We start from the raw sequence: 25,392 nt of genomic DNA on the forward strand, positions 1-25,392 counted from the left end.
GGATAGGAATCGGAATATGACGCTCACCGATTCCGATCGCACCCCCGGCCCCGGTTCCGACGGCGGACCCGCCACCGACATCCCCGGGCCGGCCGGTCTGCCGTTACTCGGTTCGATGCTCGACCTCCGCCGCGACTCCCTGAGCGCGTTCGTCCGGGCACAGCGCCAACACGGCGACGTGGTCCGCCTCGAAGCGGGCCCGCCCGGGCTGCGCAGCGTGTTCCACGCCGTCTTCTCGCCGGCCGGGGTCCAGCAGATCCTCGGCACCGAGGCCGCCAACTTCCGCAAGGACCACCCGCTCTACGAAGAGGTCCGGCAAGCCTTCGGCAACGGCCTGCTGACCAGCCAGGACGACGACTACCTCCGCCAGCGGCGGCTGGTGCAGCCCCTGTTCACCAAGCGCCGCGTCGACACCTACGCGGCGGCCGTGGCGACCGAGGCGGACGCCGTCGCCGAGCGCTGGCGGACCGCGGACCCCTCCGGCGTCGACCTGGTCCCCGAGATGAACCGGCTGGCACTGCGCACGGTCTCCCGGATCCTGTTCGGCACGGACGTCGAGGCCGCCGTGGACGTCATCCACCGGTGCGCCCCGGTCATCAACGCCTATGTCGTGCGCCGCGCCTACGCCCCCCTGAAGGTCCCGCGCGACTGGCCGACGCCCGGAAACCGCAAGGTGCAGGCCGCCTCCGCGGAGTTCTCCGCCGTCTGTGACCGCATCATCGCGGAACGGCGTGCGGCGTCCGGGACCACCGGGGACGGTGCCCGGGCCGCGGACGGCGACGACCTCCTCTCGCTCCTCGCCGAGGCGGGCAACGAGCAGGACGGCTCCCTGGACGCCACCGAGGTCCGCGAACAGGTGCTCATCTTCCTGCTCGCCGGCCACGAGACCACCGCCACCTCCATGGCCTTCACCCTCCACCTCCTCGCCAAGCACCCCGAGGAGCAGGCACGGGTCCGCGAGGAGATCGACCGCGTACTGGCGGACCGCGAGCCCACCGCCGAGGATCTGGACCGACTGCCGTGCCTGACCCGGGCGTTCAAGGAGGCCATGCGTCTGTATCCGGCCGCACCGGTCGTCAGCCGCCGCGCCGTCGAGGCCACCGAGATCGGGGGCTACGTCATCCCCGCCGGTGCCGATGTGGTGGTCGCGCCCTGGGTGACCCACCGCAGCCCCGACCTGTGGGAGGACCCGGAGCGCTTCGACCCGGAGCGCTTCACCCCCGAGCGCGAGGCAGCACGGCACCGCTACGCGTGGTTCCCGTTCGGCGGGGGCCCGCGCGCCTGCATCGGCCAGCACTTCTCCATGCTGGAGTCGGTGCTCGCGATGGCGACGCTGCTGCGCGCCCACGAACTGGAGGCCGTGGACCAGGAGGTGCCGGTCGCGGCCGGCATCACCCTCCAGGCGACCGGCCCGGCCCGGGTACGCCTGCGCCCGCGCGACCTCGGCTGAGAAGGGTGAGCGGACCGGGCTGCCGCGCACACGGCCCTGCGGCACCCGGGAAAGCCGTCCGGCGGCGGGGCCGTTGACCTGCCCGCCGCCCCAATTCGGTTGCCGAGCGCCGTTCCTGTGGGCCATGCTCGTGCACATGACCTACAGGAAGGGCGGTTGCCGCCCCACCCGTTGACCGCGCGGACGCCGGGCCGAAGCCCGGCCCCCGCTCCGCAGCCGGCCGGCCGCACCGACTCGCACCGCCCGTGACCTCGCCCTCCGGTCCTACGCGACCGTCATGCCGACCGGGCCGCGAAGAGCGCCAGGCTCGCTCCGCACTGCGAGTGCAGTGGCGCCGGCAGCGCGTCCGGCGCGAACCACTCCCACGCGTCGAACTTGTGCGGCTCGCCGAGTTCCACCTCACCGGGCTCCACCCGGACCGCGAAGACCACCGCGACCCAGTGCGAGTGCACCGGTTCGCCGCGCAGCACATTGCGCACCCCGATCATGTCGATGCCGAGCGGCCGCGCGCCGTACTCCTCGTGCACCTCCCGCGCCACCGCCGCCTCGAAGGTCTCCCCGAACTCCAGCGCCCCGGCCCCGCAGTCCCAGGTCCCCGGCTCGTCCCTGGCGCCACTGCTCCGCCGCGCCAGCAGCACCCGCCCCGCCTCGTCGTGGCACACGAAGACACACGACACCTTCGGCTCCGCCCCGCTCACACCGCCCCCTCGACAATCCTGTGCTCTTCGCCCCTGCCCGGCCTCAGAAGTGCCGCAGCAACTCCCCGAACGCCGACAGCCGCAGTACCTTCTCGTCGCCCGGATCCACGTCGCTGTGCTCCAGCACCCAGGTGTGCTGGTGCGGAATGAAGACCGCGTTCAGCCCGGCCGCACGGGCCGGCAGGATGTCCGACTTCGGGGAGTTCCCGATCATCCAGGTCGAGGCCGGCACCAGGTCGTGGACCCGCACCAACTCCTCGTACGTCGAGACATCCTTCTCCGCCACGATGTGCACGTCCCGGAAGTACGGCCGCAGACCGGACGCCGCCACCTTCCGCTCCTGCTCCTCGGTGTCGCCCTTGGTCAACAGCAGCAGATCGTGCCGCCGGGCCAGTTCCGCCAGCGTCTCGGCCACCCCCGCGACGAGCTCCACCCGGTCGTGGGCGAAGGCCGCCGCCCACCCCGCGATACGGGCCGTCTCCTCGGCCGTCGCCGCCCGCTCCCGCAGCCGTGCCACACACTCGCCGAGACTGCGCAGGAACACCTTGCTGCCGTAGCCGTGCGTCAGGGCGTTCGCCGCCTCGATGTCGTCGAGGACGGCCCGTACCCCGGCCCGGTCGAGTTCGGGATGCGCCATCCACTCCAGGAACTCGTCGATGACCCGCTCGAAGATCACGTTGTTCTCCCACAACGTGTCATCCGCATCGAAGATCAGCACTCGCCCCGCCCCTCACAAGCTCCACCGACCTGCGCACCCTACGCACGCCCTGCGGGCCCGCGCACCGGAATATCGCGGGGGACGGGGTGCCCGGCCCTCCGGGGCCGGGCACCCCGGGAAAAGCAAAGGACCCCAGATCAACTGGGGTCCTGGCTGGTGTCCGAGGGGGGACTTGAACCCCCACGCCCGATAAAGGGCACTAGCACCTCAAGCTAGCGCGTCTGCCATTCCGCCACCCGGACAAGGTGTCTGTCGTCGCGGCCGCGCCGTTCCGACGTGGAAAACAATAGCAAACCTTCGGCGGTGGTCGATCACCCACTCTTTTGGCCGGGGGAGGGGCTGTGACCAGGGCATGTCGGGAGTATTGCGGCCTTGGGCGCAGCGGCCGCGAGGTGGAGGATGGCGGTGGACCCCCGCCGCGGTGCGGGCTCCCGCGAGGAGCGCGACGCGGCCGTGAACCATGAGGAGGCAGTGTGAGCGAGCCCGGCGAGCGAACCATGGCAAGGTGCGAGTCCCGCGGATGCGGGGCCGAGCGAAGCGAGGTTCAGGCATGAGCGAGTCGCAGCCGACCCGTACGGTCACCGGCGAGGACGAGGTCGTCGACCTGTGCCGGGACCTGATCAGGATCGACACCAGCAACTACGGCGACCACTCGGGCCCGGGTGAGCGCGCGGCCGCCGAATACGTCGCGGAGAAGCTCGCCGAGGTCGGGCTGGAGCCGCAGATCTTCGAGTCGCACCGGGGCCGCGCCTCGACCGTGGCCCGGATCGAGGGCGAGGACCGCTCGCGGCCCGCACTGCTGATCCACGGGCACACCGACGTGGTGCCCGCCAACGCCGACGACTGGACCCACCACCCGTTCTCCGGCGAGATCGCGGACGGGTGCCTGTGGGGCCGCGGCGCGGTCGACATGAAGGACATGGACGCGATGACGCTGGCCGTCGTCCGTGACCGGATGCGCACCGGCCGCAAGCCCCCGCGCGACATCGTGCTGGCCTTCCTCGCGGACGAGGAGGCGGGCGGCACCTACGGCGCGCGCTTCCTCGTCGACAAGCACCCCGGCCTCTTCGAGGGCGTGACGGAGGCGATCAGCGAGGTCGGCGGCTTCTCCTTCACCGTCAACGAGAATCTGCGCCTCTATCTCGTCGAGACGGCGCAGAAGGGCATGCACTGGATGAAGCTGACCGTGGACGGCTCCGCCGGACACGGTTCGATGATCCACCGGGACAACGCCATCACCGAACTGTCCGAGGCCGTCGGGCGGTTGGGCCGGCACGAGTTCCCGGTGCGGGTGACGAAGACCCTGCGTGCCTTCCTGGACGAGCTCGGGGACGCGCTGGGCACCGAACTCGACCCGGAGAACATGGACGACACGCTGGCCAAGCTCGGCGGCATCGCCAAGCTGATCGGCGCCTCGCTCAAGAACACCGCCAACCCGACCCAGTTGGGCGCGGGTTACAAGGTCAACGTCATTCCGGGCCAGGCCACCGCGCATGTCGACGGCCGCTTCCTGCCGGGCTACGAGCAGGAGTTCCTGGCCGACCTGGACCGGATCCTCGGTCCGCGCGTCAAGCGGGAGGACGTGCACGCGGACAAGGCCCTGGAGACCACCTTCGACGGCGCGCTGGTCGACGCGATGCAGTCGGCGCTCCAGGCGGAGGACCCGATCGCCCGCGCGGTGCCGTACATGCTCTCGGCCGGCACGGACGCGAAGTCCTTCGACGACCTCGGAATCCGCGGCTTCGGCTTCGCGCCGCTGAAGCTGCCGCCGGAGCTGGACTTCGCCGGAATGTTCCACGGCGTGGACGAGCGAGTGCCCGTGGACGGGCTGAAGTTCGGTGTACGCGTGCTCGACCGGTTCATCGAACAGAGCTGAATTCGGCGCGGATTACCTGCCGTCCGCGTCGGCGTAGCTGAAACGGGTGAATGCAACGGTGTGTTCGTAGCTCAATCGCTCCGGCCTCGTTGGAGTGAGTGCGGTCCGCGGCTGGGATCGCATTGCCTACAAGGAGGAATAATGATCAAGAAGATCGTCGCTGCTGCGGCAGTCACCAGTGGCCTTGTGCTCGCCGGCGCGGGCCTGGCTGTTGCCGATTCGGGTGCCCAGGGCGCGGCCCTGCACTCCCCGGGTGTCGTCTCCGGCAACGTCGTCCAGGTGCCGGTCCACGTTCCGGTGAACGTCTGCGGCAACACGGTCAACGTGATCGGGCTGCTGAACCCCGCCTTCGGCAACAAGTGTGTCAACGACTGACGTTCACTGACGTTGTATCCGCCCCTGTAGGGGGCTGATCCAGCTCGGCTCCGGAATGCACTCGCATTCCGGAGCCTCTGGGTATTTCAGCGGGCGGGTGGATCTTACTCGCGCGCATTCCTGATGGCACAAGGCAGGGGAACCAAGCTATGAGGCAGGTCGCGAAAAAGGGCCTGATCACGATGGCGGCCGCGGGTGGGCTGCTCGCTCTCGCGGGTGGCTACGCACAGGCGGACTCCGGAGCACTGGGGCGCTCGGCGCATTCGCCCGGTGTCGGCTCCGGCAACACCGTCCAGATCCCGGTCCATGTACCGGTGAACGTGTGCGGAAACACCGTCAACGTCATCGGACTGCTCAACCCGGCGTTCGGGAACAAGTGCTCCAACGACTCGGGTGGCAAGCACCACGGCTCCGGCGCCAAGGGCAAGGCATCACACTCGCCCGGTGTCGTCTCCGGCAACAATGTCCAGGTCCCGGTCGACGTGCCGGTCAACGCCTGTGGCAACAGTGCCTCGGTGGGCGGGCTGCTGAACCCCGCCTTCGGAAACGACTGCGACAACGAGCCGGAGACGGTGCCGCCGACGAGCCCGGAGTACCCGGACAACCCCGGCGAGCCCACTCCGCCCACGGAGGAGCAGCCGCCGTCGCCGGAGAACCCCGACGAGCCGGACAACCCGGACAACCCCGAGGAGCCCGAGGAGCCGGGCACCCCCGGGGGGCCGGAAACCCCGGACTCGCCGGACAGCCCGGACTCGCCGGACAACCCGGGGACGAGGCCGCAGACGGAGACCGAGCCGCACACGCAGGTCGTCACGCCGCCGAAGACTGCCGGACATCTCGCGCAGACCGGTGCCGGGACGATCGGTCTCGCGGTTCCGGCCGCCGCCGGACTGCTGCTCGGGGGAGCCGTGCTCTACCGCCGGGCGCGCACCGCTCGCGGGTGACAGGCACCACATAGCCCGGCGTGACACGTCCGGGCATCGGAGCGGGCCCCGTGGTGACGGGGCCCGTTTCGTTGTGCACGGACAGCTCCTGTGATCACCAAGTGGCGCGGAGCTGTCGGATGATCCGGCGGCGCAGCCGCACCCTGCGGCTGCCGTCGGGGTTGAGGCGAAGTCGGTCCAACTCCCAGTGTCCGTACTCGGCGTGGTCGGTCAGCAGGCGTGTGGCGGCCTTGCGGGAGACCCCCCGAGGCACATACACATCGCAGAATTCGTATTCCGGCATCGCATCTATTGTGCGGGACCGGCCCCGGTACGGATAGCGTCTGCACTATGTCTGATGCTGCGCAGCCCTCCGCTGCCGAGGTACGTGCCGCCGCCGAGGCGGTCAAAGCCGCGCTGGACCGTCACCTCGACGCGGTCGAACGCCGCTCGGGGCAGGATGATCCAGCTGTTTATGCCGCGTTCGACGAGCTCGCCGCGGCGGCCGAGGCCTATGACGAGCTGCTGTACGACACCTACGACGAGGTCACCCCCTTCGAGATCCCCGGCAGCGACGTGCTGCCTTCCTACGCGGGCCCCGAGGAGCCCAGCGCGTTGAGCGTGCTCATCCGGCGCGACTACACCGTCGTCGAACCACAACGGCTGCTGCACCAGGCCCAGCGCATCGCCGACCTCGATCCGGACGCCGCCGACGACGTACCGGTGAACGGCTCCGCGGGTACCGGGGCGGGCGGCGTGGTCGGCAACAGCGTGCATGCGGCGCTCGGTGTGCTCTTCGGGGAGTTCGAGCCGGACGAGATCGCCTCCCGCCACAAGGAGTTCGGCCTGGAGGAGGGCGACTCCACGCTGTGGGTGGCGGCCGCGGACGATCCCGCGGAGCCGGGCGAGTGGCTGTCCGCGCCGTTCGACCAGGCGGATCCGCAGCGGGTGGTCTGCCGCTTCGACGTCAGCTCCGTCTTCGACGAGGAACTGGGCGAGGACGACGACGATCTGATCGAGGTGCTCGACCAGGACCGGTGAGACCGGGCGGGAGCTTCGCCTACCGTCTGCCTCCCGGCCTTGCGCACACCGCTGCCCCGGTCCCGTCAGGACGTACCGACGGGACCGGGGCAGCGGCGTGCCCGGGACTGTGCGGACGCGGCTTAGCCGGCGGCCGGGTCCGCTGTGGCCTGCACGCTCTGCGTCTGCAGGAGGGTGCGCAGCCGGGTCGTGCGCTCCTTGACGGGCACCTCGGCCACGGCACGGGCCAGCGCCTGGTCGACGCCCTGGACCACGGAGAGATGGCGCTCGCCGCGGCTGAAGGCGGTGTAGGCCCAGGAGCGGGTCAGACCGCCCGCCGCGTCACCGGGCAGCACGGTCACCACGGCGGGCCAGCGCATACCTGCCGCCTGATGGGCGGTGAGCGCCCAGCCGTGCCGCACGGCACCGGAGCCGACCTGCTCGCGCGGCACCACCACGGGGGCTCCGCAATCGAGGTGCAGGCCGTCGGCGTCCGCTCCGGTGACCGTGCCGGGCACGGTGCGGCCGGGCGCCGGGGCGTACGCGACGCGGTCGCCCGGGTCGAAGCCGCCGAACCGGCCGGGGCCGGGGTTGAGCCGCTCCTTGAGCGCGGTGTTCAGTGCGCGGGTGCCGGCCGCGCCGCCGTGGCCGAGGGTGATGACCTGCGTCTGGTCGGCGGGGACGCCGAGCGCCCGGGGGACGGAGTCGGCGACCAGCTGGACGGTGCGGTGCACCGCCTCGCCGGCGTTCTGCACCGGGACGATCACCACTTCCTTGCCGGGGGCCTCGACCTGGTTCAGCTCCCCGATGCCGATGCCCGACACCAGCTCGCCGATCGGGCCGAAGTCCGGGGTGCGGGAGGCGACCTGGGGGCAGCAGCGGGCGGAGAGGAGGTCGGTGAACAGCCGGCCGGGCCCTGCGGACCACAGGACGGCCGGGTCTCCGCTGAGCACGAGTCGGGTCCCGTCGGTCAGCGACTCGACGAGCAGCGCGGCGGTCTCCAGATCGAGTTGGGGGGCGTCCAGCACCACCAGCAGATCGAGGGCCAGTGCGCCGTCCGCGTCCCGGCCGGGGCCCTGCTGCCCGGAGATCAGGCCGGACACCGTCACCGCCGCGGTATCGGCGCCCTCCAGGGCGGTCGGGGCGGTGCCCTGCGGGGCCTGCGAGAGCTGGGCGGCCAGTCGGCGGCGGCCGTTCTCGCTGTGGGTGGCGCCGAAGGCCCGCAGACCCAGGGCGCGGGCCGCGGCGATCAGCGCGGCGGGCTCGGCGCGCGCGGCCTCCGCGCCGGTGTGGGCCACCAGGCCGCTGTGCGCGGCGGCGCGGATCAGCTCGGCGGCCGACGGCGACGGGGCGGCGGCTGCGGCGGCGTCCCATGCCGCGGCGGACGGGTGGGCGCGACGGATGCCCTCGGTCTCTTCCGCGAGGTCCCGGGAGTTCTCCCGGGGCTCCTCGGCGGTTCCCGCGGGGGCGCCCGCAGCGTCGTCGGCGGTGGCCGCCGAGGCGTCCTGCACGGCCGTGCCGCTCTCGTCAGCCGCCGGGTCCGCGCGGTCCGCCGGGTCCGCGGAGTCTGCCGGGCTTCGGCTCTCGCCTTCCGGCGCCGGTTCGCCCTCGGGCACCGGCTCGAAGGTGTTGAGCAGCCGTGCCAGCCCGTCGGCGACGCTCTCCTCGGCCATCGCGAACCGGTCGAGGCCGAGCAGGACCCGGACCGGCTGCTCCTCCTCTTCCTCGTCCGCCGCGGGCCGTCGGCCCGGGGTGTCGATCGCGTCCTGGAACACCAGCACCGCGCCGTCCGCGATGGCGGTCTGCAGCGCCTCGTCGGGGTCGGGCACCGAGCGCTGGGCGAGGGCGGCGCGCAACGCGGGCGCCTCCAGCGCGGAGTGGCCCGCGACGGCGGCCTGCTCCAGCAGCCACAGGACCAGTGCCTGTCCGCGCCGTTCGTCGTCCGGCCCGCATGCCGTGCCCAGCAGCGCCCGCGCGAAGCCGTCGGCCTGCTCGGGGCGCACACCGGGGACGGCGAGCAGCTGCCAGGGGTCCTCGCTCAGCGCCTCGGCGGCGCGCTCACCGAGCACCTCGGCGGCCTTCTCGGCCAACTCCTCGGGAGCGCCGCCCGCCGCGAGGACCTGGCGTACGCCTGGCAGGCCGGGGGCCGTCGCCACCGCGGGCTTCGGGGCGGGCGCGGCCTGGGCCTGCGAAGGCGGGGGGCCGTCCGCGGCGGGCGGGCCGACGGGGCCCGCGGGCGCCTCGGCCGGGCGGGCTGCCTGCTGCCGCGCGGGGTCGGCGGGTCCGGTGCTCTGCGCGGGCCGTGCGTCGGCGGCCGGGGCGCCGGCCTGCTGCGCGGGGCCGGCGGCGGGGGTGCTCGGCTTGGGGGTGCGATGGCTCTGGGCGAAGAACGAGGCGGCCGAGCGCTCACCGCTCTCGACGGCCCGCACCGCGGCGGCCAGGTCGGCGGCCGTCGCCGCTGCGGAGCCGGGTGCCGGCGCGGCCGCGGCGGAGTCGCCGGCGGCGGACTCGGCGGCGGCCTCCTGAGCCGTTCCGGGCGCGGTGCCCGGGCCGGGCTCCGGCTCGGCGGCCGGTGCGGATTCCCCGGAGGCGTGGCCCACCGCTTCGGCGTTCGCCGCCGCGTCGCCCGGCCCGTGCGCGGAGTCGTCGGGCGACTGGGCATCCGTAGCGCCGGGCGCGGCCTCCTGCTCGGGCGTGGTCTCGCCGGCGAGGCGGTCGGTACTCACAGCGTGCTCCAGTCGTGATCGGGATAGTGGTGCACCGGGGCCGACACATCGTCCAGCGCCCGGCGGATCTCGTCAGGAAGACTAAGGGTCTCCACTGACAACGCCGCTCTGAGCTGCTGTGCGGTCCGCGCCCCCACGATCGGGGCGGTGACTCCGGGACGGTCGCGGACCCAGGAGAGCGCGACCTGAAGCGGGGTGACGGCCAGTCCGTCCGCGGCGGTGCTCACCGCCTCGACGATCCGGCCCGCCGACTCGTCGAGGTAGGGCGCGACGAACGGGGCGAGGTGGTCGGAGGCGCCGCGCGAGTCGGCCGGTGTGGCATGGCGGTATTTCCCGGTGAGCACGCCGCGGCCGAGCGGTGAGGAGGGCAGCACGCCGACGCCGAGGTCGAGGGCGGCGGGCAGCACCTCGCGCTCGATGCCGCGCTGCAGCAGGGAGTACTCCATCTGCGTGCCCGCCAGCCGGTTGCGCACGCCGGGCACCGCCAGCTGCCAGGTGCCGGCCTTGGCGAGCTGCCAGCCGGAGAAGTTCGACAACCCCACATAGCGCGCCCGGCCGCTGCTGACGGCGAGGTCGAGGGCGTGCAGGGTCTCCTCGAGCGGGGTCTCGTGGTCGAAGCCGTGCAGCTGCCACAGGTCGACGTAGTCAGTCCCCAGCCGCTCCAGGGAGGCGTCCAGCGCGGCCAGCAGATGGCGGCGGGAGCTGTCGACGCGGCGGTCGGTCTCCAGGACGCTGCCGGCCTTGGTGGCGATCACCAGATCCTGGCGGGGGACGAGCGCCTCGGTCAGCCGGCCGAGGAGGTACTCGGCGCCGCCGTCGGCGTAGATGTCGGCGGTGTCGACGAGGGTGCCGCCGGCCTCCCAGAACGTCTTGAGCTGGTCGGCGGCTTCCTGTTCGTCGGTGTCGCGTGCCCAGTTCAGGGTGCCGAGCCCGAGGCGGGACACACGAAGGCCGGTACGCCCGAGGTGCCTTTGCTCCATGGTCTGTGAGATTACTGGCCGCGGGCCCGGATCAGGGGACCTGTGGACAACCCGCCGATGACGGTCGGCGGGGTGGCGCGCTAGAGTCCCCGCAACAGCGACGTTACTGATCAGTAAGGGGAGCGGCATGAGGCTTGGCATCAACCTCGGCTACTGGGGTGCCGGGATGGACTCGGACAATCTCGCCGTGGCGCAGGAGGCCGACCGCCTCGGTTATTCGGTCTGCTGGGCCGCCGAGGCCTACGGATCCGACGCTCCCTCGGTGCTCTCCTGGGTGGCCGCTCAGACCGAGCGCATCGACATCGGTTCGGCGATCTTCCAGATCCCCGCACGCGCCCCCGCGATGACGGCGATGACCGCCGCCACGCTCGACTCGCTCTCCGGCGGCCGATTCCGGCTCGGCCTCGGTGTCTCGGGGCCGCAGGTCTCCGAGGGCTGGTACGGCGTGAAGTTCGACAAGCCGCTGGCGCGCACCCGCGAGTACGTCGACATCGTCCGCAAGGCGATGTCGCGGGAGCGGCTCTCCTACGAGGGCGAGCACTGGACGCTGCCCCTGCCCGGCGGCCCCGGCAAGCCGCTGAAGCTCACCGTGCACCCGCAGCGCGAGCACATCCCGCTCTACATCGCGGCGATCGGCCCCAAGAACCTCGAACAGACCGGCGAGATCGCCGACGGCGCACTGCTGATCTTCCCGTCCGCCGAGCACCTGGCCGAGACCGCGATCGCCCCCATCCGGGCCGGCCGCGAGAAGGCCGGCAAGACCCTGGAGGGCTTCGACGTCTGCCCGACGCTGCCGCTCGCCCTCGGCGAGGACGTCGGCGCGCTGGCCGACATGTTCCGCCCGTACACCGCGCTGTACGTCGGCGGTATGGGCAGCCGGAAGCAGAACTTCTACAACAAGCTGGCCCAGCGCATGGGCTACGAGAAGGAAGCCGCCGAGATCCAGGACAAGTACCTGTCCGGTGACAAGGAGGGCGCGGCCGCCGCGATTCCGCAGCAGCTGATCGACCAGACCACGCTGCTCGGCACCGTCGACCGGATCGCCGACCGGATGCAGGCGTACGCCGAAGCGGGGGTCACCACCCTGACCCTGGCGCCGGCCGGCTTCACGCTGGAGGACCGGATCGCGTCCCTGCGGGCCGGCACCGAGGCCCTGGAGCGCGCCGGGCTGGCGTAGCGCGACGCCGACGACGCATTACCGGACCGCACCGCACAACGCGAAGCCCGGCACCGAAGGTGCCGGGCTTCCGGGAAGCGCTGCGGCCGTGGTGGGGGCTCGGGGGTCTTCCCCGCCACGGCCGTCACGCAGCACAACGCCGCGCCGGGCACGGTGGTTACGCCCCGTCGCCGAGGGGTCATGTCATTCGAACGGTCGAATGGGCCGGTCCACCGGTTGCCGCACTCCGCACGCCGACCTTGACTTTTCCTGCGGGTGTGTCCGTTCGGAGGTGGCGCGCATGTTCTCGGCCAAAGCCCTGTTCCAAGAGATCATCGACAACGATGACTCCTACCGCCTGTTCTGCTCCATAGCCGCCAGTGGCGAGGCCCAGGGAGGGTGGGAGAACGGCCGTATCGCGGCCCTGCTCCCGCCGGCGATGGCCGGCCTCGCACCCAAGGTCGCGCGGCACGGCGCGGATGAGGACAAGCACGGCCGGATCTTCCAGGCTCTGCTGCGCAAGCGCGGCCTGACGGCCGCCGATGTCCCCGAGGAAACCGACTACACCATGCTGCTGGAGCGGCGCGGCATCGGACTGGCGCACGACAAGCTGCGCCGCGACGCCCCCCTCAGTGAGCTGGACATCATCACCTACCTCTCGCACAGCAGGGTCACCGAGCAGCGTGCGGCCGACCAGATGGACATGCTGACGAAGTATTTCGGCGATCACCCCGAGGTGGGCAAGGCGATCCGGATGATCTCGAACGACGAGGACAACCACCTCGCCTACTGCCACGAGGAACTCCTCCGGCTGGCCCGGGCCGGGCACGGCCGGACCATCCAGCGGATCCTGCACGAGTGCGCGAACGCCGAGATCGCGGTCTACCGGGACGTGAGCCTTGCGGTGATGGACCACATGGGGCGCATCCTGAAGTGGCCCGCGGCCAAGTCCGCGGTGCTCAGGGCGGGGATCCGGGCGATGTACGGCTACGAGCGGGCGGGTGGCTGGCGGCGGATGGTCAGCCTGTCGATGCCCGAGCGGCGCGACGCGCTGGGCGGGCCGGCCACTTCCACGGCGGAGTTCGCCTGACGGTGTGACCACGTGCGCCCGGCGGTGTGACGGGACGGCTGTGACGAAAGGGCGGGCCCGCCCTTTCGTCACAGCCATCCGCGGCGTTTGAACATCCGGTACAGCCACACCTCCAGAGAGGCCATCACCAGCAGGATCGCCGGGTATCCCAGGGGCCACCGCAGCTCGGGCATGTGCTCGAAGTTCATCCCGTAGATGCCGGCGATCAGGGTGGGGACGGCGGCCAGCGCGGCCCATGACGAGATCTTGCGCATGTCGTCGTTCTGCCGCACGCCCATCTGCGCGAGGTGCGCGGAGAGAATGTCCGACAGCAGCCGGTCCAGGCCCTCGACCGACTCGTTGGCGCGGGTGAGATGGTCGTCGACGTCGCGGAAGAACGGCCGGGCCTTTTCGTGCACGAACGGCACCCCGGGGTTCTGCAGCCGGGCCATCGGCTCCGCCAACGGGCCGGTCGCGCGTCGGAATTCGAGGATCTCGCGCTTGAACGCGTAGATCGCGGCCGCGGTGTTCCTGGTGTCGCCGCGGACCGGTGCGAAGACCTCCGCCTCCAACTCCTCCAGATCCACCTGGAGTTCGGCGGCCACCTCGATGTAGTGGTCGACCACCGCGTCGCTGACGGCGTACAGCACCGCGGTCGGCCCGTGCCGGAGGACCTTCGGCTGGTGCTCCAGGCGCACCCGCACGGTGCGCAGCGGGCTCGCCTCGCCGTGCCGGACGGTCACCACGAACGAGTCGCCGACGAAGAGCATCAGCTCCGAGGCGGTGACGGTGTCCGCCGCGTCGTCGTAGGCGACCGGCTTGAGCACCACGAACAGGGAGTCGTCGTAGACCTCCAGCTTCGGTCGCTGATGAGCCTTGAGGGCGTCCTCGACCGCCAGCGGATGCAGCCCGAACTGGCTGCTGACGCGATCGAACTCCTCCTGCGTCGGCTCGTGCATGCCGAGCCACAGGAAGGAATTTCCCTCGGCCCGAGCCTCGTCGAGCGCGGCGGAGAGATCTTCCGGCCCGTCGGTGCGGCGGCCGTCCCGGTAGATGGCGCAGTCCACGATCACATCTGGCATTCTCGCCCCTCCTCCGGCCGCCTGCCAGGAACGGGCCCGCGGCACGTAGGCTGGCGGCCATGCCCACGCTGATCCTGGTGCGGCACGGCCGCTCCACCGCCAACACCTCCGGCGTCCTCGCCGGACGGACTCCCGGTGTCGCCCTCGACGAGCGGGGCGCTGCCCAGGCCGCGGCGCTGCCCGCGCGGCTGGCGCAGGTGCCGCTGGCCGCCGTCGTCTGCAGCCCCCTGCAGCGCTGCCAGGAGACCGTGCAGCCGCTGCTGGACGCCCGCCCCGGCCTGCCGCTGCACCAGGAGGACCGGATCAGCGAATGCGACTACGGCGAATGGTCGGGCCGCAAACTCGCCGAACTGAGCGACCAGCCGCTGATGGAGGTCGTCCAGCAGCACCCGTCCACCGCCGCCTTCCCCGGCGGGGAGTCGATGCGCGGTATGCAGGCCCGCGCGGTGGACGCGGTACACGACTGGAACGCCCGCATCGAGGCCGCCCACGGCGCCGAGGCCGCCTATGTGATGTGTTCGCACGGCGACATCATCAAATCCCTTGTGGCGGACGCCCTGGGCATGCACCTCGACCTCTTCCAGCGGATCTCCGTGGAGCCCTGCTCGGTCACCGCGATCCGCTACACACGGCTGCGCCCGTACCTCGTACGGCTCGGCGACACCGGGGATTTCGGCGGGCTGGCCCCCCGGGAGGAGGGCGGCGCGGCCGCGGCCGAACGGGATGCCGCGGTCGGCGGTGGTGCGGGAGCACCGTGATCAGTCGGCGCAGTAGGGTGGTGCGACGGCGCTGCCTGCCATGCCCCTGCGATCCGACGCGGTGACCAGGACCGCAGCGACCGCAGTGCCCCCGCAGTCGAGCAATCGGAGCAGGACGTTGTCCCGTCAGGTGTTCTTCTACGACGCGCCGGACCGCTTCGTGGCCGGTACGGTCGGGCTGCCTGGCCGCCGTAGTTTTTACCTCCAGGCCACCGCGGCAGGCCGTACCACCAGCGTCGCCCTGGAGAAGACCCAGGTCGCGGCCCTCGCGGAGCGGATCGACGAGCTGCTGGACGAGGTGGTGCGGCGCAGCGGGGGCAACGCCCCGGTGCCCGCGATGTCTCCCACGGAGGTCTCCGACACCGCTCCGCTGGAGTCGCCCGTCGAGGAGGAGTTCCGGGTCGGCACCATGGCGCTCGCCTGGGACGGCGAGGACGAGCGGATGATCGTCGAGGCGCAGGCCCTGGTGGAGCTGGACGCCGACAACGAAGAGGACCTCGCCGACGCCGAGGAGCGGCTGCTCCAGGACGACGAGAACGGCCCCCCGATGCTCCGGGTGCGGCTCACCGGCACCATGGCCAGGGCATTCGCCAAGCGGGCCCTGGATGTCGTCAACGCCGGGCGTCCGCCGTGCCCGCTGTGCAGCCTGCCGCTCGATCCGGAGGGACATGTGTGTCCGCGCCAGAACGGATACCGGCGGGACGCGTGAGCGCCATGGAGCCCTCCGTCGAACCGGCCGGGCAGCTTCCCGGCCCCTCCGCACCGCAGGACCCGCCGGGCACGGACCCGCGGGAGCGGGCCCCGGGACTGCCGGACGCGTTTCTCGCCGAGGGCGAGCTGACGGTGCGCGGGCAGATCCGGGAGGCGTCCAACGCGGTGCTCTACTGCTCGGTCACCCATGAGGGCCGCACCGCCGCCTGCGTCTACAAGCCGGTGGACGGCGAGCGCCCGCTGTGGGACTTCCCCGACGGCACCCTCGCGCAGCGCGAAGTGGCGGCGTACGAGGTCTCCCGGGCGACCGGCTGGGACCTGATCCCCACGACCGTGCTGCGGGACGGCCCGTACGGCACCGGCATGGTCCAGGAGTGGATCGAGGCGCCCGCCGACGGGGACGACGGCGAGGCGGTCCCGGAACTGCTGGCCCTGGTGGAGGACGAGGGACCGGCGCCGGGCTGGAAGGCCGTCGGCTTCGCGGAGATCGGCGACGGCCGCACCGCGCTCCTGGTGCACGCCGACCATCCGTGGCTGCGGCGGCTCGCGGTGCTCGACGCGGTGATCAACAACGGGGACCGCAAGGGCGGGCACCTGCTGCCCGCGACCGGCGGACAGCTTTTCGCCATCGACCACGGCGTCACGTTCAACGCCGAGGACAAGCTGCGCACGCTTCTGTGGGGGTGGGCGGGGGAGCCGCTGACGGAGGAGGCCCTGGAGGTCCTGCGGGGCCTCCAGGACGCACTCACGGCTGCCGCGCCGCTCGCCGCCCGACTGGCCGAACTGATCACGGATGCCGAGATCGAGGCATTGCGGGAGCGTGTCGCGGAACTGCTGCGGACCGGCCGGCACCCGGAGCCCGGCGGTCAGTGGCCCGCGATCCCCTGGCCACCGGTCTGAGGACGCCGTCCGCCGCGGCGGCTCCTTGCATGATTCGGACCCGAACACAAGAGCGCCTATCCGGCCAAGAGCGCCGGACCGGTTCGTATGCGGAACATGCGTCCGGTTACGCTCAAGGCATGCATGCATGGCCCGCTTCTGAGGTTCCCGCCCTGCCCGGTCAGGGCAGCGACCTGAGGATCCACGACACCGCGACCGGCGGACGGGTGACCCTCGCCCCCGGTCCCGTCGCCCGTATCTACGTCTGCGGCATCACGCCGTACGACGCCACCCACATGGGGCACGCGGCGACCTACAACGCGTTCGACCTGGTTCAGCGCGTGTGGCTCGACACGAAGCGCCAGGTTCACTACGTGCAGAACGTCACCGATGTCGACGATCCGCTCCTGGCGCGGGCCGTCGACACCGGTGAGGACTGGACGGCGCTCGCGGAGCGTGAGACCGCCCTCTTCCGCGAGGACATGACGGCCCTGCGGATGCTGCCGCCGCGCGAGTACATCGGCGCGGTCGAGGCCATACCGGGGATCGTCCCGCTGGTGGAGCGGCTGCGCGACGCCGGCGCGGCGTACGAACTGGACGGCGACACCTACTTCTCCGTCGAGTCCGACCCGCACTTCGGCGAGGTCTCAGGGCTGGACGCGGAGGCGATGCGCCTGCTGTCCGCGGAGCGCGGCGGCGACCCCGAGCGGGAGGGCAAGAAGAGCCCGCTCGACCCGATGCTGTGGATGGCCGCCCGCGAGGGCGAGCCGAGCTGGGACGGGCGCTCCCTCGGCCGCGGCCGACCCGGCTGGCACATCGAGTGCGTGGCCATCGCCCTGGAACACCTGGGCATGGGCTTCGACGTCCAGGGCGGCGGCTCCGACCTCGCGTTCCCCCACCACGAGATGGGCGCCTCGCACGCCCAGGCGCTCACCGGCGAGCACCCGTTCGCCAAGGCGTATGTGCACGCCGGGATGGTCGCGCTGCACGGCGAGAAGATGTCCAAGTCCAAGGGCAATCTCGTCTTCGTCTCCACGGTGCGGCGCGAGGGCACCGACCCGGCCGCGATACGCCTCGCGCTGCTCGCGCACCACTACCGCGCGGACTGGGAATGGACCGACGGGGTGCTGGAGGAGGCCGTGGAGCGCCTGGCGCGCTGGCGTGCCGCCGTCTCGCGGCCCGACGGCCCGTCGGCCGAGGCACTCCTCGCGGAGGTCCGTACGGCACTCGCCGACGATCTGGACTCCCCGGCCGCGCTCGCGGCCGTGGACCGCTGGGCCGCTGCCCAGCAGGCCGGCGGCGGCGATGACGAGTCCGCCCCCGGCCTGGTCTCCCGCACGGTCGACGCGCTGCTCGGCGTGGCGCTCTGACGGCCGTTCGCTGACCCTCACCCCTTCCGTCCTCCGGGGCGCTCCCGCCGATCGGCGGGAGCGCCCCCTTTTGCTGTGCGCGGGGTCCAACCGGTCGCAGGGCGAAGGCGATCGGGCGATTCCGCGTCCCCGCCGGGGGCGCCGTTCTGAGGGGCCGGGAGTCTCTCGCGCCGCATCGCTGATGACGAACCATCATCAGAGCGTCAGTCGACAGCAGCCGGGCCCGAAACGGGCCGGGGCGCCGACCCGGCCTCGCGGCGGGTTCGGCGCCCCGGTGCGGTGGCGCGGTGTGCTGCGGGCGACTCAGCGGTCGCTGTCCTCCGGGCCGTTGCCGTCCTCGGGCCTGCCGGTGTCGCCGGAGTCGGCCGCGTCGGGGACGTCCGGGGACGCGGGTGAGTCCTTGGCCCGGCCCTCCGCCTCCGGGGCGTCCTTTCGGGGCTCCGCGGCGTCCTCGGCGGGCCGGGGCTCGCGCGGTTCCTTGGGCGCCGGACGCGGCGGGCGGGTGCGGCCGCTGGAGGTGTCGCGCAGATAGGAGCCGTCGCGGCCGTCGGTGAGGCCGCCCTCGGTCGCCACGCCCGGCCCGGCCTGCGGGTCGCGGCGGCGGAGGTAGCGCTCGAATTCCCTGGCGATCGCCTCGCCGGACGCCTCCGGCAGCTCCGCGGTGTCCCGGGCCTCCTCCAGCGACTGGACGTACTCGGCGACCTCGCTGTCCTCGGCGGCCAGCTGGTCCACGCCCAGCTGCCAGGCGCGCGCGTCCTCGCTCAGCTCGCCGAGCGGGATGCGGATGTCGAGGAGGTCCTCCAGGCGGTTGAGCAGGGCGAGGCTGGCCTTCGGGTTCGGCGGCTGGGAGACGTAGTGCGGCACCGCCGCCCACAGGCTCACCGCGGGAACGCCCGCGTGCGTGCAGGCCTCCTGGAGGATGCCGACGATGCCGGTGGGGCCTTCGTAGCGGGACTCCTCCAGATCCAGCCGGCTCGCCAGCTCCGTGTCGGAGGTGACGCCGCTGACCGGCACCGGCCGGGTGTGCGGGGTGTCGCCGAGCAGCGCGCCCAGCACCACCAGCATCTCCACGCCCAACTCGTGCGCGAAGCCCAGGATTTCGTTGCAGAACGAGCGCCAGCGCATGCTCGGTTCGATGCCGCGCACCAGGACCAGGTCGCGGGGCCGGCCCTTGCCGTCGGAGTCGGCGACGCGCACGACGGACAGGCGGGTCGTCGGCCAGGTGATCTTGCGCGCGCCGCCCTCCAGGAAGACGGTCGGGCGGTTCACCTGGAAGTCGTAGTAGTCCTCCGCGTCCAGCGCGGCGAAGACCTCGCCCTTCCATTCCCGGTCCAGGTGTGCGACCGCGGCGGAGGCGGCGTCGCCGGCGTCGTTCCAGCCCTCGAACGCGGCCACCATGACCGGGTCGATCAGCTCGGGCACCCCCTCGAGCTCGATCACCCAGCGCCTCCTTCCGACCGGTCCGGCCGCCTCGGGGCGGCCGCCGGCAGCAGATCCATTACGTGCGTACCCCAGACTACGGCGTCCGGCGTGCCTGCTCGCAGCCCCTCTGCACGAACGAGTGCTCATTCATCCGACCTGTTTCGAGATCGTCCGAGCAACTTCCGTACGCGGTCTGGACGCTGCCGTGTGGGCAGGGCTATACATCGGATGACCGGGAAAGGTCCGATGTTCTTCCGCGACATGCCAGGGGGCGTCCGCATGGCTGCAGCCGACACCGTCACCGAGCTGGAGGTGCACGACGTCCGCTTCCCCACCTCGGAGCAGCTCGACGGCTCGGACGCCATGCATCCCGACCCCGACTACTCAGCGGCCTATGTCCTGCTGCACACCGCCGGCGGGCCGCCCGGACACGGCTTCTGCTTCACCATCGGACGCGGAAACGATGTCATGGCGGCCGCGATCCGCTCCCTCGCGCCCTACCTTGTCGGCCGACCGGCCCCGACCACCGCCGCCGGTCTGGCCGCCCTGCACCGCGACCTCACGCACGACTCCCAGCTGCGCTGGCTCGGCCCGGAGAAGGGCGTGATGCACATGGCCGCGGGCGCGGTGATCAACGCGGCCTGGGACCTGGCGGCCACCCGGGCGGGCCTGCCGGTCTGGGCGTACCTCGCCGCCATGACCCCCGAGGACCTGGTCTCGCAGGTCGACTTCCGCCATCTCTCCGACGCCCTGACACCCGACGAGGCGCTGGCCCTGCTGCGCGCCGCCGAACCCGGCCGCGCCGGGCGGGCCGCCCGTCTGCGGGCCGAGGGCTATCCCGCGTACACCACCACGCCCGGCTGGCTCGGCCACGACGACGCCAAGCTGGTGCGGCTGGCCGAGGAGGCGGTGGCCGAAGGCTTCGGGCAGATCAAGCTGAAGGTGGGCGGTGACCTGGAGGACGACCTGCGCCGGATGCGGCTGGCCCGGGACGCCGTCGGCCCCGCGGTGCGCATCGCCGTGGACGCCAACCAGCGCTGGGACGTGGCCGAGGCGGTCCGCTGGATGACCGCGCTGGCGCCGTACTCCCCGCACTGGATCGAGGAGCCCACCAGCCCGGACGACGTCCTGGGGCACGCGGCGGTGCGCGCCGGGCAGCCCGTGCCGGTCGCCACCGGTGAGCACGTCGCCAACCGGGTGGTCTTCAAGCAGTTGTTGCAGGCCGGCGCCGTGGACTTCGTGCAGATCGACGCGGCCCGGGTGGCCGGCGTCAACGAGAACCTCGCGATCCTGCTGCTGGCCGCCAAGTTCGGCGTCCCGGTCTGCCCGCACGCCGGCGGGGTGGGGCTCTGCGAATTGGTGCAGCACCTCGCGATGTTCGACTACGTCGCGGTCTCGGGCAGCCGCGAGAACCGGGTCATCGAGTACGTCGACCATCTGCACGAGCACTTCACCGATCCGGTGGTCGTCGAGCAGGGCCGCTACCGGGCCCCCACCGCGCCGGGGTTCTCCGCCCGGATCAAGCCCGAGTCGGTCGCCGCGCATTCCTATCCCGACGGCCCGGTGTGGCGTGCCCGGCGCGACCGCCGGCCACCGCACGCGTACGGCAGGCCCACGGGCCAGGACGAACAGGAGATCACCGTATGAGCACCGGAGCGCAGACCGCCCGCCCGCCGGCCGACTTCCAGGGCATGGGCGCCCTCGTCACCGGCGGCGGCTCCGGCATCGGCGCGGCCACCGTCGCCCTGCTGCTGGCCCGCGGCGCCCGGGTCGCCGTACTGGACCGCGACCCGTCCGGCGCGCCCGAGGGGGCGATCCCGGTGAAGGCCGATGTGACCTCGGACGCGGCCGTCCGCGCCGCCGTCGCCGAGGCGGTGGGGGAGTTGGGCACCCTGCACACCGTCGTCGGCAACGCCGGGATCGGAGCCGTCGGCACCGTCGAGGACAACGACGACGCCGAGTGGAGCCGGGTGCTTCAGGTGAACGTCATGGGTCTTGTGCGCACCGCCCGCGCCGCTCTGCCGCACCTGCGCCGCGCGGCGGCCGATCAGCCCGGCCGGGTCTCCCTCACCCACACCTGCTCCATCGCGGCCACCGCGGGCCTGCCGCAACGCGCGCTGTACAGCGCCAGCAAGGGCGCCGTCCTGTCGCTGACCCTGGCCATGGCGGCCGACCATGTCCGCGAGGGCATCCGGGTCAACTGCGTCAACCCCGGCACCGCCGACACCCCATGGGTCGGCCGCCTCCTGGACCAGGCGGACGACCCGGCCGCCGAGCGCGCCGCACTCAACTCCCGCCAGCCGATGGGACGCATGGTCGCCGCCGAGGAAGTGGCCGCCGCCATCGTCCACTTGGCCTCACCGGCCGCGTCCGGGATCACCGGGACCGCACTCGCCGTCGACGGCGGCATGCAGGGCCTCCGCCTGCGCCCGGCCCCCTGATTCGCGCCCGCCCCCCGTATCCCTCGCTCCGTACCCCAGCCGCACCCACGACCAAGGGACCACCATGAGACTGCGTACGACCGGCGCGGCGGCCTGCGCCGTACTGCTCGCCACCGCCGCGCTCGCCGGCTGCAACCGCGGCAGCGACGCCGCCGGCGCCAAGGTGGGCATCGACATGCCCCGTACGGACACCGACTTCTGGAACTCCTACCAGAGCTACGTGGAGAAGGGACTGGACAAGGGCAAGGTTTCCGCGCTGCCGCTGTCCAACTCGCAGAACGACATATCCAAGGTCGTCTCCAACGTGCAGGCCCTCACCGACCAGGGCGCCAAGGCGATCGTGATGGCTCCGCAGGACACCGGTGCCATCACCGCCGAGCTGGAGCGGCTGGCGGAGAAGAAGATCCCGGTGGTGAGTGTGGACACCCGCCCCGACGCGGGCAAGGTCTACATGGTCGTACGCGCCGACAACCGCGCCTACGGCGAGAAGTCCTGCGACTACCTCGGCAAGAAGCTGGGCGGCAAGGGACGCGTCGCCGAACTCCAGGGAGACCTCAGCTCGATCAACGGGCGGGACCGCTCCCAAGCCTTCGCGGCGTGCATGAAGAAGAAGTTCCCCGGCATCACCGTGCACGAGCTGGCCACGGACTGGAAGGGCGAGGTCGCCTCCGCCAAGCTGCAGAGCCTGCTCGCCCAGCACCGCGACATCGACGGCCTCTACCTCCAGGCCGGCGGCGCCTTCCTCCAGCCCACCCTGGCCCTGCTGGAGCAGAAGAAGCTCCTGAAGCCGGCCGGTGCGGACGGGCACATCACCATCATCTCCAACGATGGCATACCGGACGAACTGGCCGCCATACGCGCCGGGAAGATCGACGCCACCCTCTCCCAGCCGGCCGACCTCTACGCCGAGTACGCGCTGTTCTACGCCCGGGCCGGCCTGGAAGGGAAGACCTTCCGCCCCGGACCGACCGACCACGGCTCGACGATCGTGAAGATCAGGAACGGGCTGGAGGACCAGCTGCCGGCGCCCCTGGTCACCAAGGGCAACGTCGACGACCCGAAGCTGTGGGCCAACCAGCTCCAGAAGCGGAGGTAGCGGCCGTGGACAGCACCGGCCGCCCCGCCCCGGGCGACGAGGGACCCGCGTCCGGCCCGCAGGAGGCCGTGGTGCACGCCGAGGGGATCGTCAAACGCTACGGGCCGACCGTCGCCCTCGACGGCGCCCGGCTGACCGTACGGCCCGGCGAGGCGCACGCCCTCGTCGGCCGCAACGGCGCAGGCAAGTCCACCCTGGTCTCCGTGCTGACCGGCATGGAGCGGCCGGACGCCGGTGAGGTCACCTTCGGCGGTGCGCCCGCGCCCGGCTGGGGCGACACCGCCGCCTGGCAGCGCAGGGCCGCCTGCGTCTACCAGAAGTCCATGACGGTGCCCGAGCTGACCGTCGCGGAGAACCTCTACCTCAACCGCTTCCAGGGCGAGCGGACCATCCGCTGGCGGGCCCTGCGTGCCCGGGCGCGCGACCTGCTCGCCGACTACGGCGTCGAGGTCGACCCGGCCGCCCGCATCAAGGATCTCGGCGTCGAGCAGCGGCAGTTCGTGGAGATCGCCCGCGCGCTGTCCTTCGGCGCCCGGCTGATCATCCTCGACGAGCCCACCGCCCGGCTCGACGCCGGCGGCATCGCCCGGCTCTTCGGCAAGCTGCGCGAACTGCGCGCCCAGGGCGTCGCCTTCCTGTTCATCTCGCACCATCTGCAGGAGGTGTACGAACTCTGCGACACCGTCACCGTCTTCCGCGACGCCCGCCATGTGCTGACCGCCCCCGTCCCCGGGCTGGCCGAGGACGACCTGGTGGCGGCGATGACGGGGGAGGAGGCGGGCGCGGCGCGGCGGGCCGTGCCGTCCCGCCGGCCGGCCGGCGAGCCGGTGCTGCGCACCGAGGCGCTCGCCCTCGACGGCCGGTTCGCGCCGCTGGATCTGACCGTACGGGCCGGTGAGGTGGTGGGGCTGGCAGGAGCCACGGCCAGCGGGAACACCGCGATCGCCGAGACCCTGGTCGGGCTGCGCGCGCCCAGCGGCGGGCGGATCGCCGTGGGCGGCCGGCCGGTCAGAACGGGCAGCGTGCCGCACGCCCTCGACGCGGGCATCGGCTACGTCCCCGAGGACCGGCACCGGGAGGGGCTGATCCTGGGCCGCAGCGTCGCCGAGAACGCCACCTTGACCGTCACCGACCAACTCGGACCGGCCGGAACCGTACTGCCCGCGAGGATCCGGGAGTTCGCCGCCCGCATGATCAGGTCACTGGACATCAAGACCACCGGGCCCGGGCAGCCCGTGTCCGGGCTCTCGGGCGGCAACCAGCAGAAGGTCGTCATCGCCCGTGCGCTGGCCCGCGACCCGGGGGTCCTGGTCGCCGTCCGGCCCACCAACGGGGTGGACGTCAGGTCCAAGGACGCTCTGCTGGGCGTCGTACGGGACGTCGCGGACCGCGGCCGCGCCGCGGTGATCGTCTCCGACGAGCTGGACGACCTGCGGATCTGCGACCGGGTGCTGGCGGTCTTCCACGGCCGGGTGATCGCCGAGTTCACCGGCGGCTGGCGCGATCACGAGCTGGTGGCCGCCATGGAAGGCATGGCGGGCAAGGCGGGCGCACCCGGCACCGGACCCGCGGCAGCGCACACGGAGGGAACGGAAGGGACCGCACCATGACCGAGACCGCATCGCCACCGGCCACCGACGCGGTGGGCAAAGCCGCCGCGCCCGACCGGGCCCTGGGCGGCCTGGCCCGCTGGCGGGACTTCTCCCTCGTACCGGTGATCTTCGTGCTGGGTGTCATCGGCTTCATCGTCTCGCCCGCCTTCCTCACCCAGGACAACCTCATCGGCGTCGTCCAGCAGTCCACCGAGCTGGGCCTGCTGGTGCTGGGTGAGGCGCTCATCCTGATCAGCGGCCGGATGGACCTGTCGCTGGAGTCGACCATCGGCCTGGCACCGGTGATCGCCCTGTGGCTGGTGATGCCCGCGCACGGCTCCCGCTTCGCGGGCCTTGAGCTCTTCCCGGCGTGGACGGCGATCCCGCTCTGCCTCGCCGTGGGCGCAGCGGTCGGCGCGGCCAACGGTTTCCTCATCCTGACCCTGCGCGTCAACGGGTTCATCGCCACGCTCGGGATGCTCACCATGCTGCGGGGCCTTCAGGTGGGCATCTCCGAGGGGCAGTCCATCGGCGGGGTCCCGGAGTCCTTCGCCTATCTGGGCAAGGCGGACTGGCTGGGCGTGCCGGCCGCCGTCTGGATCTGTCTGGCCCTCTTCGCCTGCGGCGGCGGGGTGCTGGGATATCTGCGGCACGGACGGGCGCTGTACGCGATCGGCGGGAACCCGGAGGCGGCCCGCGCGGCCGGCGTACGGGTGGACCGCATCACCTGGATCGTGCTGGCCGTGGGCGGAGTGCTCGCCGCGTTCGCCGGCATCCTCTACACCGGCCACTACGGCGCGGTCTCCGCGAGTCAGGGCAACGGCTGGATCTTCCAGGTCTTCGCCGCGGCGGTGATCGGCGGCATCGGCCTCAAGGGCGGCCGCGGCACCCTGTTCGGCGCGCTCACCGGTGTCCTCACCCTCCAGCTGGTGATCAATGTGATGACGCTGGGCGGAGTGCCGCCGCTGTGGACGCAGTTCCTCAACGGGATGATCATCATCATCGCGCTGGTCATCTCCCGCTTCACCAGCGGCGAGAAGCAGGACTGAG

General features: G+C 72.2%; 23 protein-coding genes and 1 tRNA gene. 16 read left to right on the forward strand and 8 right to left on the reverse strand.

Going from position 1 to position 25,392, the window contains the following annotated elements; genetic code table 11:
- The first annotated feature begins 16 nt into the window (after window positions 1-16).
- Complete coding sequence (locus QOM21_RS29045) at window positions 17-1,450, forward strand: cytochrome P450 (protein WP_407553962.1); 1,434 nt, start codon at window positions 17-19, stop codon at window positions 1,448-1,450.
- 275 nt (window positions 1,451-1,725) lie between these two features.
- Here QOM21_RS29045 and QOM21_RS29050 read toward each other — a convergent pair whose 3' ends face one another.
- The 3 genes from QOM21_RS29050 to QOM21_RS29060 form a co-directional block, all read right to left on the reverse strand.
- Entirely contained in the window at window positions 1,726-2,148 is a 423-nt protein-coding gene (locus QOM21_RS29050; RefSeq protein ID WP_407553963.1) for an NUDIX domain-containing protein, read from the reverse strand.
- A gap of 43 nt (window positions 2,149-2,191) precedes the next feature.
- A complete protein-coding gene (locus tag QOM21_RS29055) occupies window positions 2,192-2,866 on the reverse strand; it encodes an HAD family hydrolase (protein ID WP_407553965.1) in 675 nt (224 codons plus the stop codon).
- Between the two features lie 154 nt (window positions 2,867-3,020).
- Window positions 3,021-3,108: transfer RNA gene (locus QOM21_RS29060), tRNA-Leu, on the reverse strand.
- A 308-nt stretch (window positions 3,109-3,416) separates the two neighbouring features.
- Between QOM21_RS29060 and QOM21_RS29065 the strand changes: the two genes are divergently transcribed.
- From QOM21_RS29065 to QOM21_RS29075, 3 genes are all read left to right on the forward strand, one after another.
- The gene (locus tag QOM21_RS29065; RefSeq protein ID WP_407553966.1) at window positions 3,417-4,742 is read left to right on the forward strand and encodes a M20/M25/M40 family metallo-hydrolase; all 1,326 of its coding nucleotides are present in this window, start codon (window positions 3,417-3,419) and stop codon (window positions 4,740-4,742) included.
- Window positions 4,743-4,883: 141 nt separating this feature from the next.
- A complete protein-coding gene (gene chpH, locus QOM21_RS29070; RefSeq protein WP_393894385.1) occupies window positions 4,884-5,117 on the forward strand; it encodes a chaplin ChpH in 234 nt (77 codons plus the stop codon).
- A 149-nt stretch (window positions 5,118-5,266) separates the two neighbouring features.
- The gene (locus tag QOM21_RS29075; RefSeq protein ID WP_407553967.1) at window positions 5,267-6,061 is read left to right on the forward strand and encodes a chaplin; all 795 of its coding nucleotides are present in this window, start codon (window positions 5,267-5,269) and stop codon (window positions 6,059-6,061) included.
- Window positions 6,062-6,155: 94 nt separating this feature from the next.
- Here the strand turns inward: QOM21_RS29075 and QOM21_RS29080 are convergent, their stop codons facing one another.
- Window positions 6,156-6,344 carry a DUF5703 family protein gene (locus tag QOM21_RS29080; RefSeq protein WP_018537156.1) on the reverse strand — a complete coding sequence of 63 codons (189 nt, stop codon included), beginning with the start codon at window positions 6,342-6,344 and terminating at the stop codon, window positions 6,156-6,158.
- Between the two features lie 47 nt (window positions 6,345-6,391).
- On the opposite strand from QOM21_RS29080, the gene QOM21_RS29085 reads away from it, so the two are divergent.
- Window positions 6,392-7,081, forward strand: a complete 690-nt coding sequence (locus QOM21_RS29085; RefSeq protein ID WP_407553969.1) for a hypothetical protein — start codon at window positions 6,392-6,394, stop codon at window positions 7,079-7,081.
- 122 nt (window positions 7,082-7,203) lie between these two features.
- On the opposite strand, the gene QOM21_RS29090 is transcribed toward QOM21_RS29085, so the two are convergent.
- Both QOM21_RS29090 and QOM21_RS29095 read right to left on the reverse strand, forming a co-directional pair.
- Window positions 7,204-9,786, reverse strand: a complete 2,583-nt coding sequence (locus QOM21_RS29090; protein WP_407553970.1) for a helix-hairpin-helix domain-containing protein — start codon at window positions 9,784-9,786, stop codon at window positions 7,204-7,206.
- On the reverse strand, window positions 9,783-10,766 hold the full coding sequence (locus tag QOM21_RS29095) for an aldo/keto reductase (protein ID WP_407553971.1): 984 nt from the start codon (window positions 10,764-10,766) through the stop codon (window positions 9,783-9,785). The genes QOM21_RS29090 and QOM21_RS29095 overlap by 4 nt, the downstream gene beginning before the upstream one ends.
- Window positions 10,767-10,893: 127 nt before the next feature.
- Between QOM21_RS29095 and QOM21_RS29100 the strand changes: the two genes are divergently transcribed.
- Both QOM21_RS29100 and QOM21_RS29105 read left to right on the forward strand, forming a co-directional pair.
- A complete protein-coding gene (locus QOM21_RS29100) occupies window positions 10,894-11,943 on the forward strand; it encodes an LLM class F420-dependent oxidoreductase (RefSeq protein WP_407553973.1) in 1,050 nt (349 codons plus the stop codon).
- A gap of 280 nt (window positions 11,944-12,223) precedes the next feature.
- Window positions 12,224-13,012, forward strand: a complete 789-nt coding sequence (locus QOM21_RS29105; RefSeq protein ID WP_407553974.1) for a ferritin-like domain-containing protein — start codon at window positions 12,224-12,226, stop codon at window positions 13,010-13,012.
- A gap of 68 nt (window positions 13,013-13,080) precedes the next feature.
- Here the strand turns inward: QOM21_RS29105 and corA are convergent, their stop codons facing one another.
- Window positions 13,081-14,073 carry a magnesium/cobalt transporter CorA gene (gene corA / locus QOM21_RS29110; protein WP_407553975.1) on the reverse strand — a complete coding sequence of 331 codons (993 nt, stop codon included), beginning with the start codon at window positions 14,071-14,073 and terminating at the stop codon, window positions 13,081-13,083.
- A gap of 59 nt (window positions 14,074-14,132) precedes the next feature.
- On the opposite strand from corA, the gene QOM21_RS29115 reads away from it, so the two are divergent.
- The 4 genes from QOM21_RS29115 (at window position 14,133) to mshC (ending at window position 17,791) form a co-directional block, all read left to right on the forward strand.
- Window positions 14,133-14,831, forward strand: a complete 699-nt coding sequence (locus QOM21_RS29115) for a histidine phosphatase family protein (RefSeq protein WP_407553976.1) — start codon at window positions 14,133-14,135, stop codon at window positions 14,829-14,831.
- Window positions 14,832-14,949: 118 nt separating this feature from the next.
- Window positions 14,950-15,540 (forward strand): DUF3090 domain-containing protein, encoded by a 591-nt coding sequence (locus tag QOM21_RS29120; protein ID WP_407553977.1) that lies wholly within the window; start codon window positions 14,950-14,952, stop codon window positions 15,538-15,540.
- A 5-nt stretch (window positions 15,541-15,545) separates the two neighbouring features.
- Window positions 15,546-16,442, forward strand: coding sequence for an SCO1664 family protein (locus tag QOM21_RS29125; protein ID WP_407555894.1), 897 nt, complete (start codon window positions 15,546-15,548; stop codon window positions 16,440-16,442).
- 119 nt (window positions 16,443-16,561) lie between these two features.
- Window positions 16,562-17,791 carry a cysteine--1-D-myo-inosityl 2-amino-2-deoxy-alpha-D-glucopyranoside ligase gene (gene mshC, locus QOM21_RS29130; protein WP_407553978.1) on the forward strand — a complete coding sequence of 410 codons (1,230 nt, stop codon included), beginning with the start codon at window positions 16,562-16,564 and terminating at the stop codon, window positions 17,789-17,791.
- Window positions 17,792-18,094: 303 nt separating this feature from the next.
- Here mshC and QOM21_RS29135 read toward each other — a convergent pair whose 3' ends face one another.
- Window positions 18,095-19,231, reverse strand: a complete 1,137-nt coding sequence (locus tag QOM21_RS29135) for a PAC2 family protein (protein ID WP_407553979.1) — start codon at window positions 19,229-19,231, stop codon at window positions 18,095-18,097.
- 261 nt (window positions 19,232-19,492) lie between these two features.
- On the opposite strand from QOM21_RS29135, the gene QOM21_RS29140 reads away from it, so the two are divergent.
- From QOM21_RS29140 to QOM21_RS29160, 5 genes are all read left to right on the forward strand, one after another.
- A complete protein-coding gene (locus QOM21_RS29140) occupies window positions 19,493-20,860 on the forward strand; it encodes an enolase C-terminal domain-like protein (protein ID WP_407553980.1) in 1,368 nt (455 codons plus the stop codon).
- Complete coding sequence (locus tag QOM21_RS29145; RefSeq protein ID WP_407553981.1) at window positions 20,857-21,654, forward strand: SDR family NAD(P)-dependent oxidoreductase; 798 nt, start codon at window positions 20,857-20,859, stop codon at window positions 21,652-21,654. The genes QOM21_RS29140 and QOM21_RS29145 overlap by 4 nt, the downstream gene beginning before the upstream one ends.
- Window positions 21,655-21,718: 64 nt before the next feature.
- Complete coding sequence (locus QOM21_RS29150; RefSeq protein WP_407553982.1) at window positions 21,719-22,750, forward strand: sugar ABC transporter substrate-binding protein; 1,032 nt, start codon at window positions 21,719-21,721, stop codon at window positions 22,748-22,750.
- Window positions 22,751-22,818: 68 nt separating this feature from the next.
- Entirely contained in the window at window positions 22,819-24,360 is a 1,542-nt protein-coding gene (locus tag QOM21_RS29155) for a sugar ABC transporter ATP-binding protein (RefSeq protein ID WP_407555896.1), read from the forward strand.
- On the forward strand, window positions 24,357-25,391 hold the full coding sequence (locus QOM21_RS29160; protein WP_407553983.1) for an ABC transporter permease: 1,035 nt from the start codon (window positions 24,357-24,359) through the stop codon (window positions 25,389-25,391). Before QOM21_RS29155 ends, QOM21_RS29160 begins: the two co-directional genes overlap by 4 nt.
- The last annotated feature ends 1 nt before the right edge of the window (window position 25,392 follow it).

The sequence above is a fragment of the Streptomyces sp. Pv4-95 genome (genome assembly GCF_045782725.1).
In the GTDB taxonomy this organism is placed as follows: domain Bacteria; phylum Actinomycetota; class Actinomycetes; order Streptomycetales; family Streptomycetaceae; genus Streptomyces.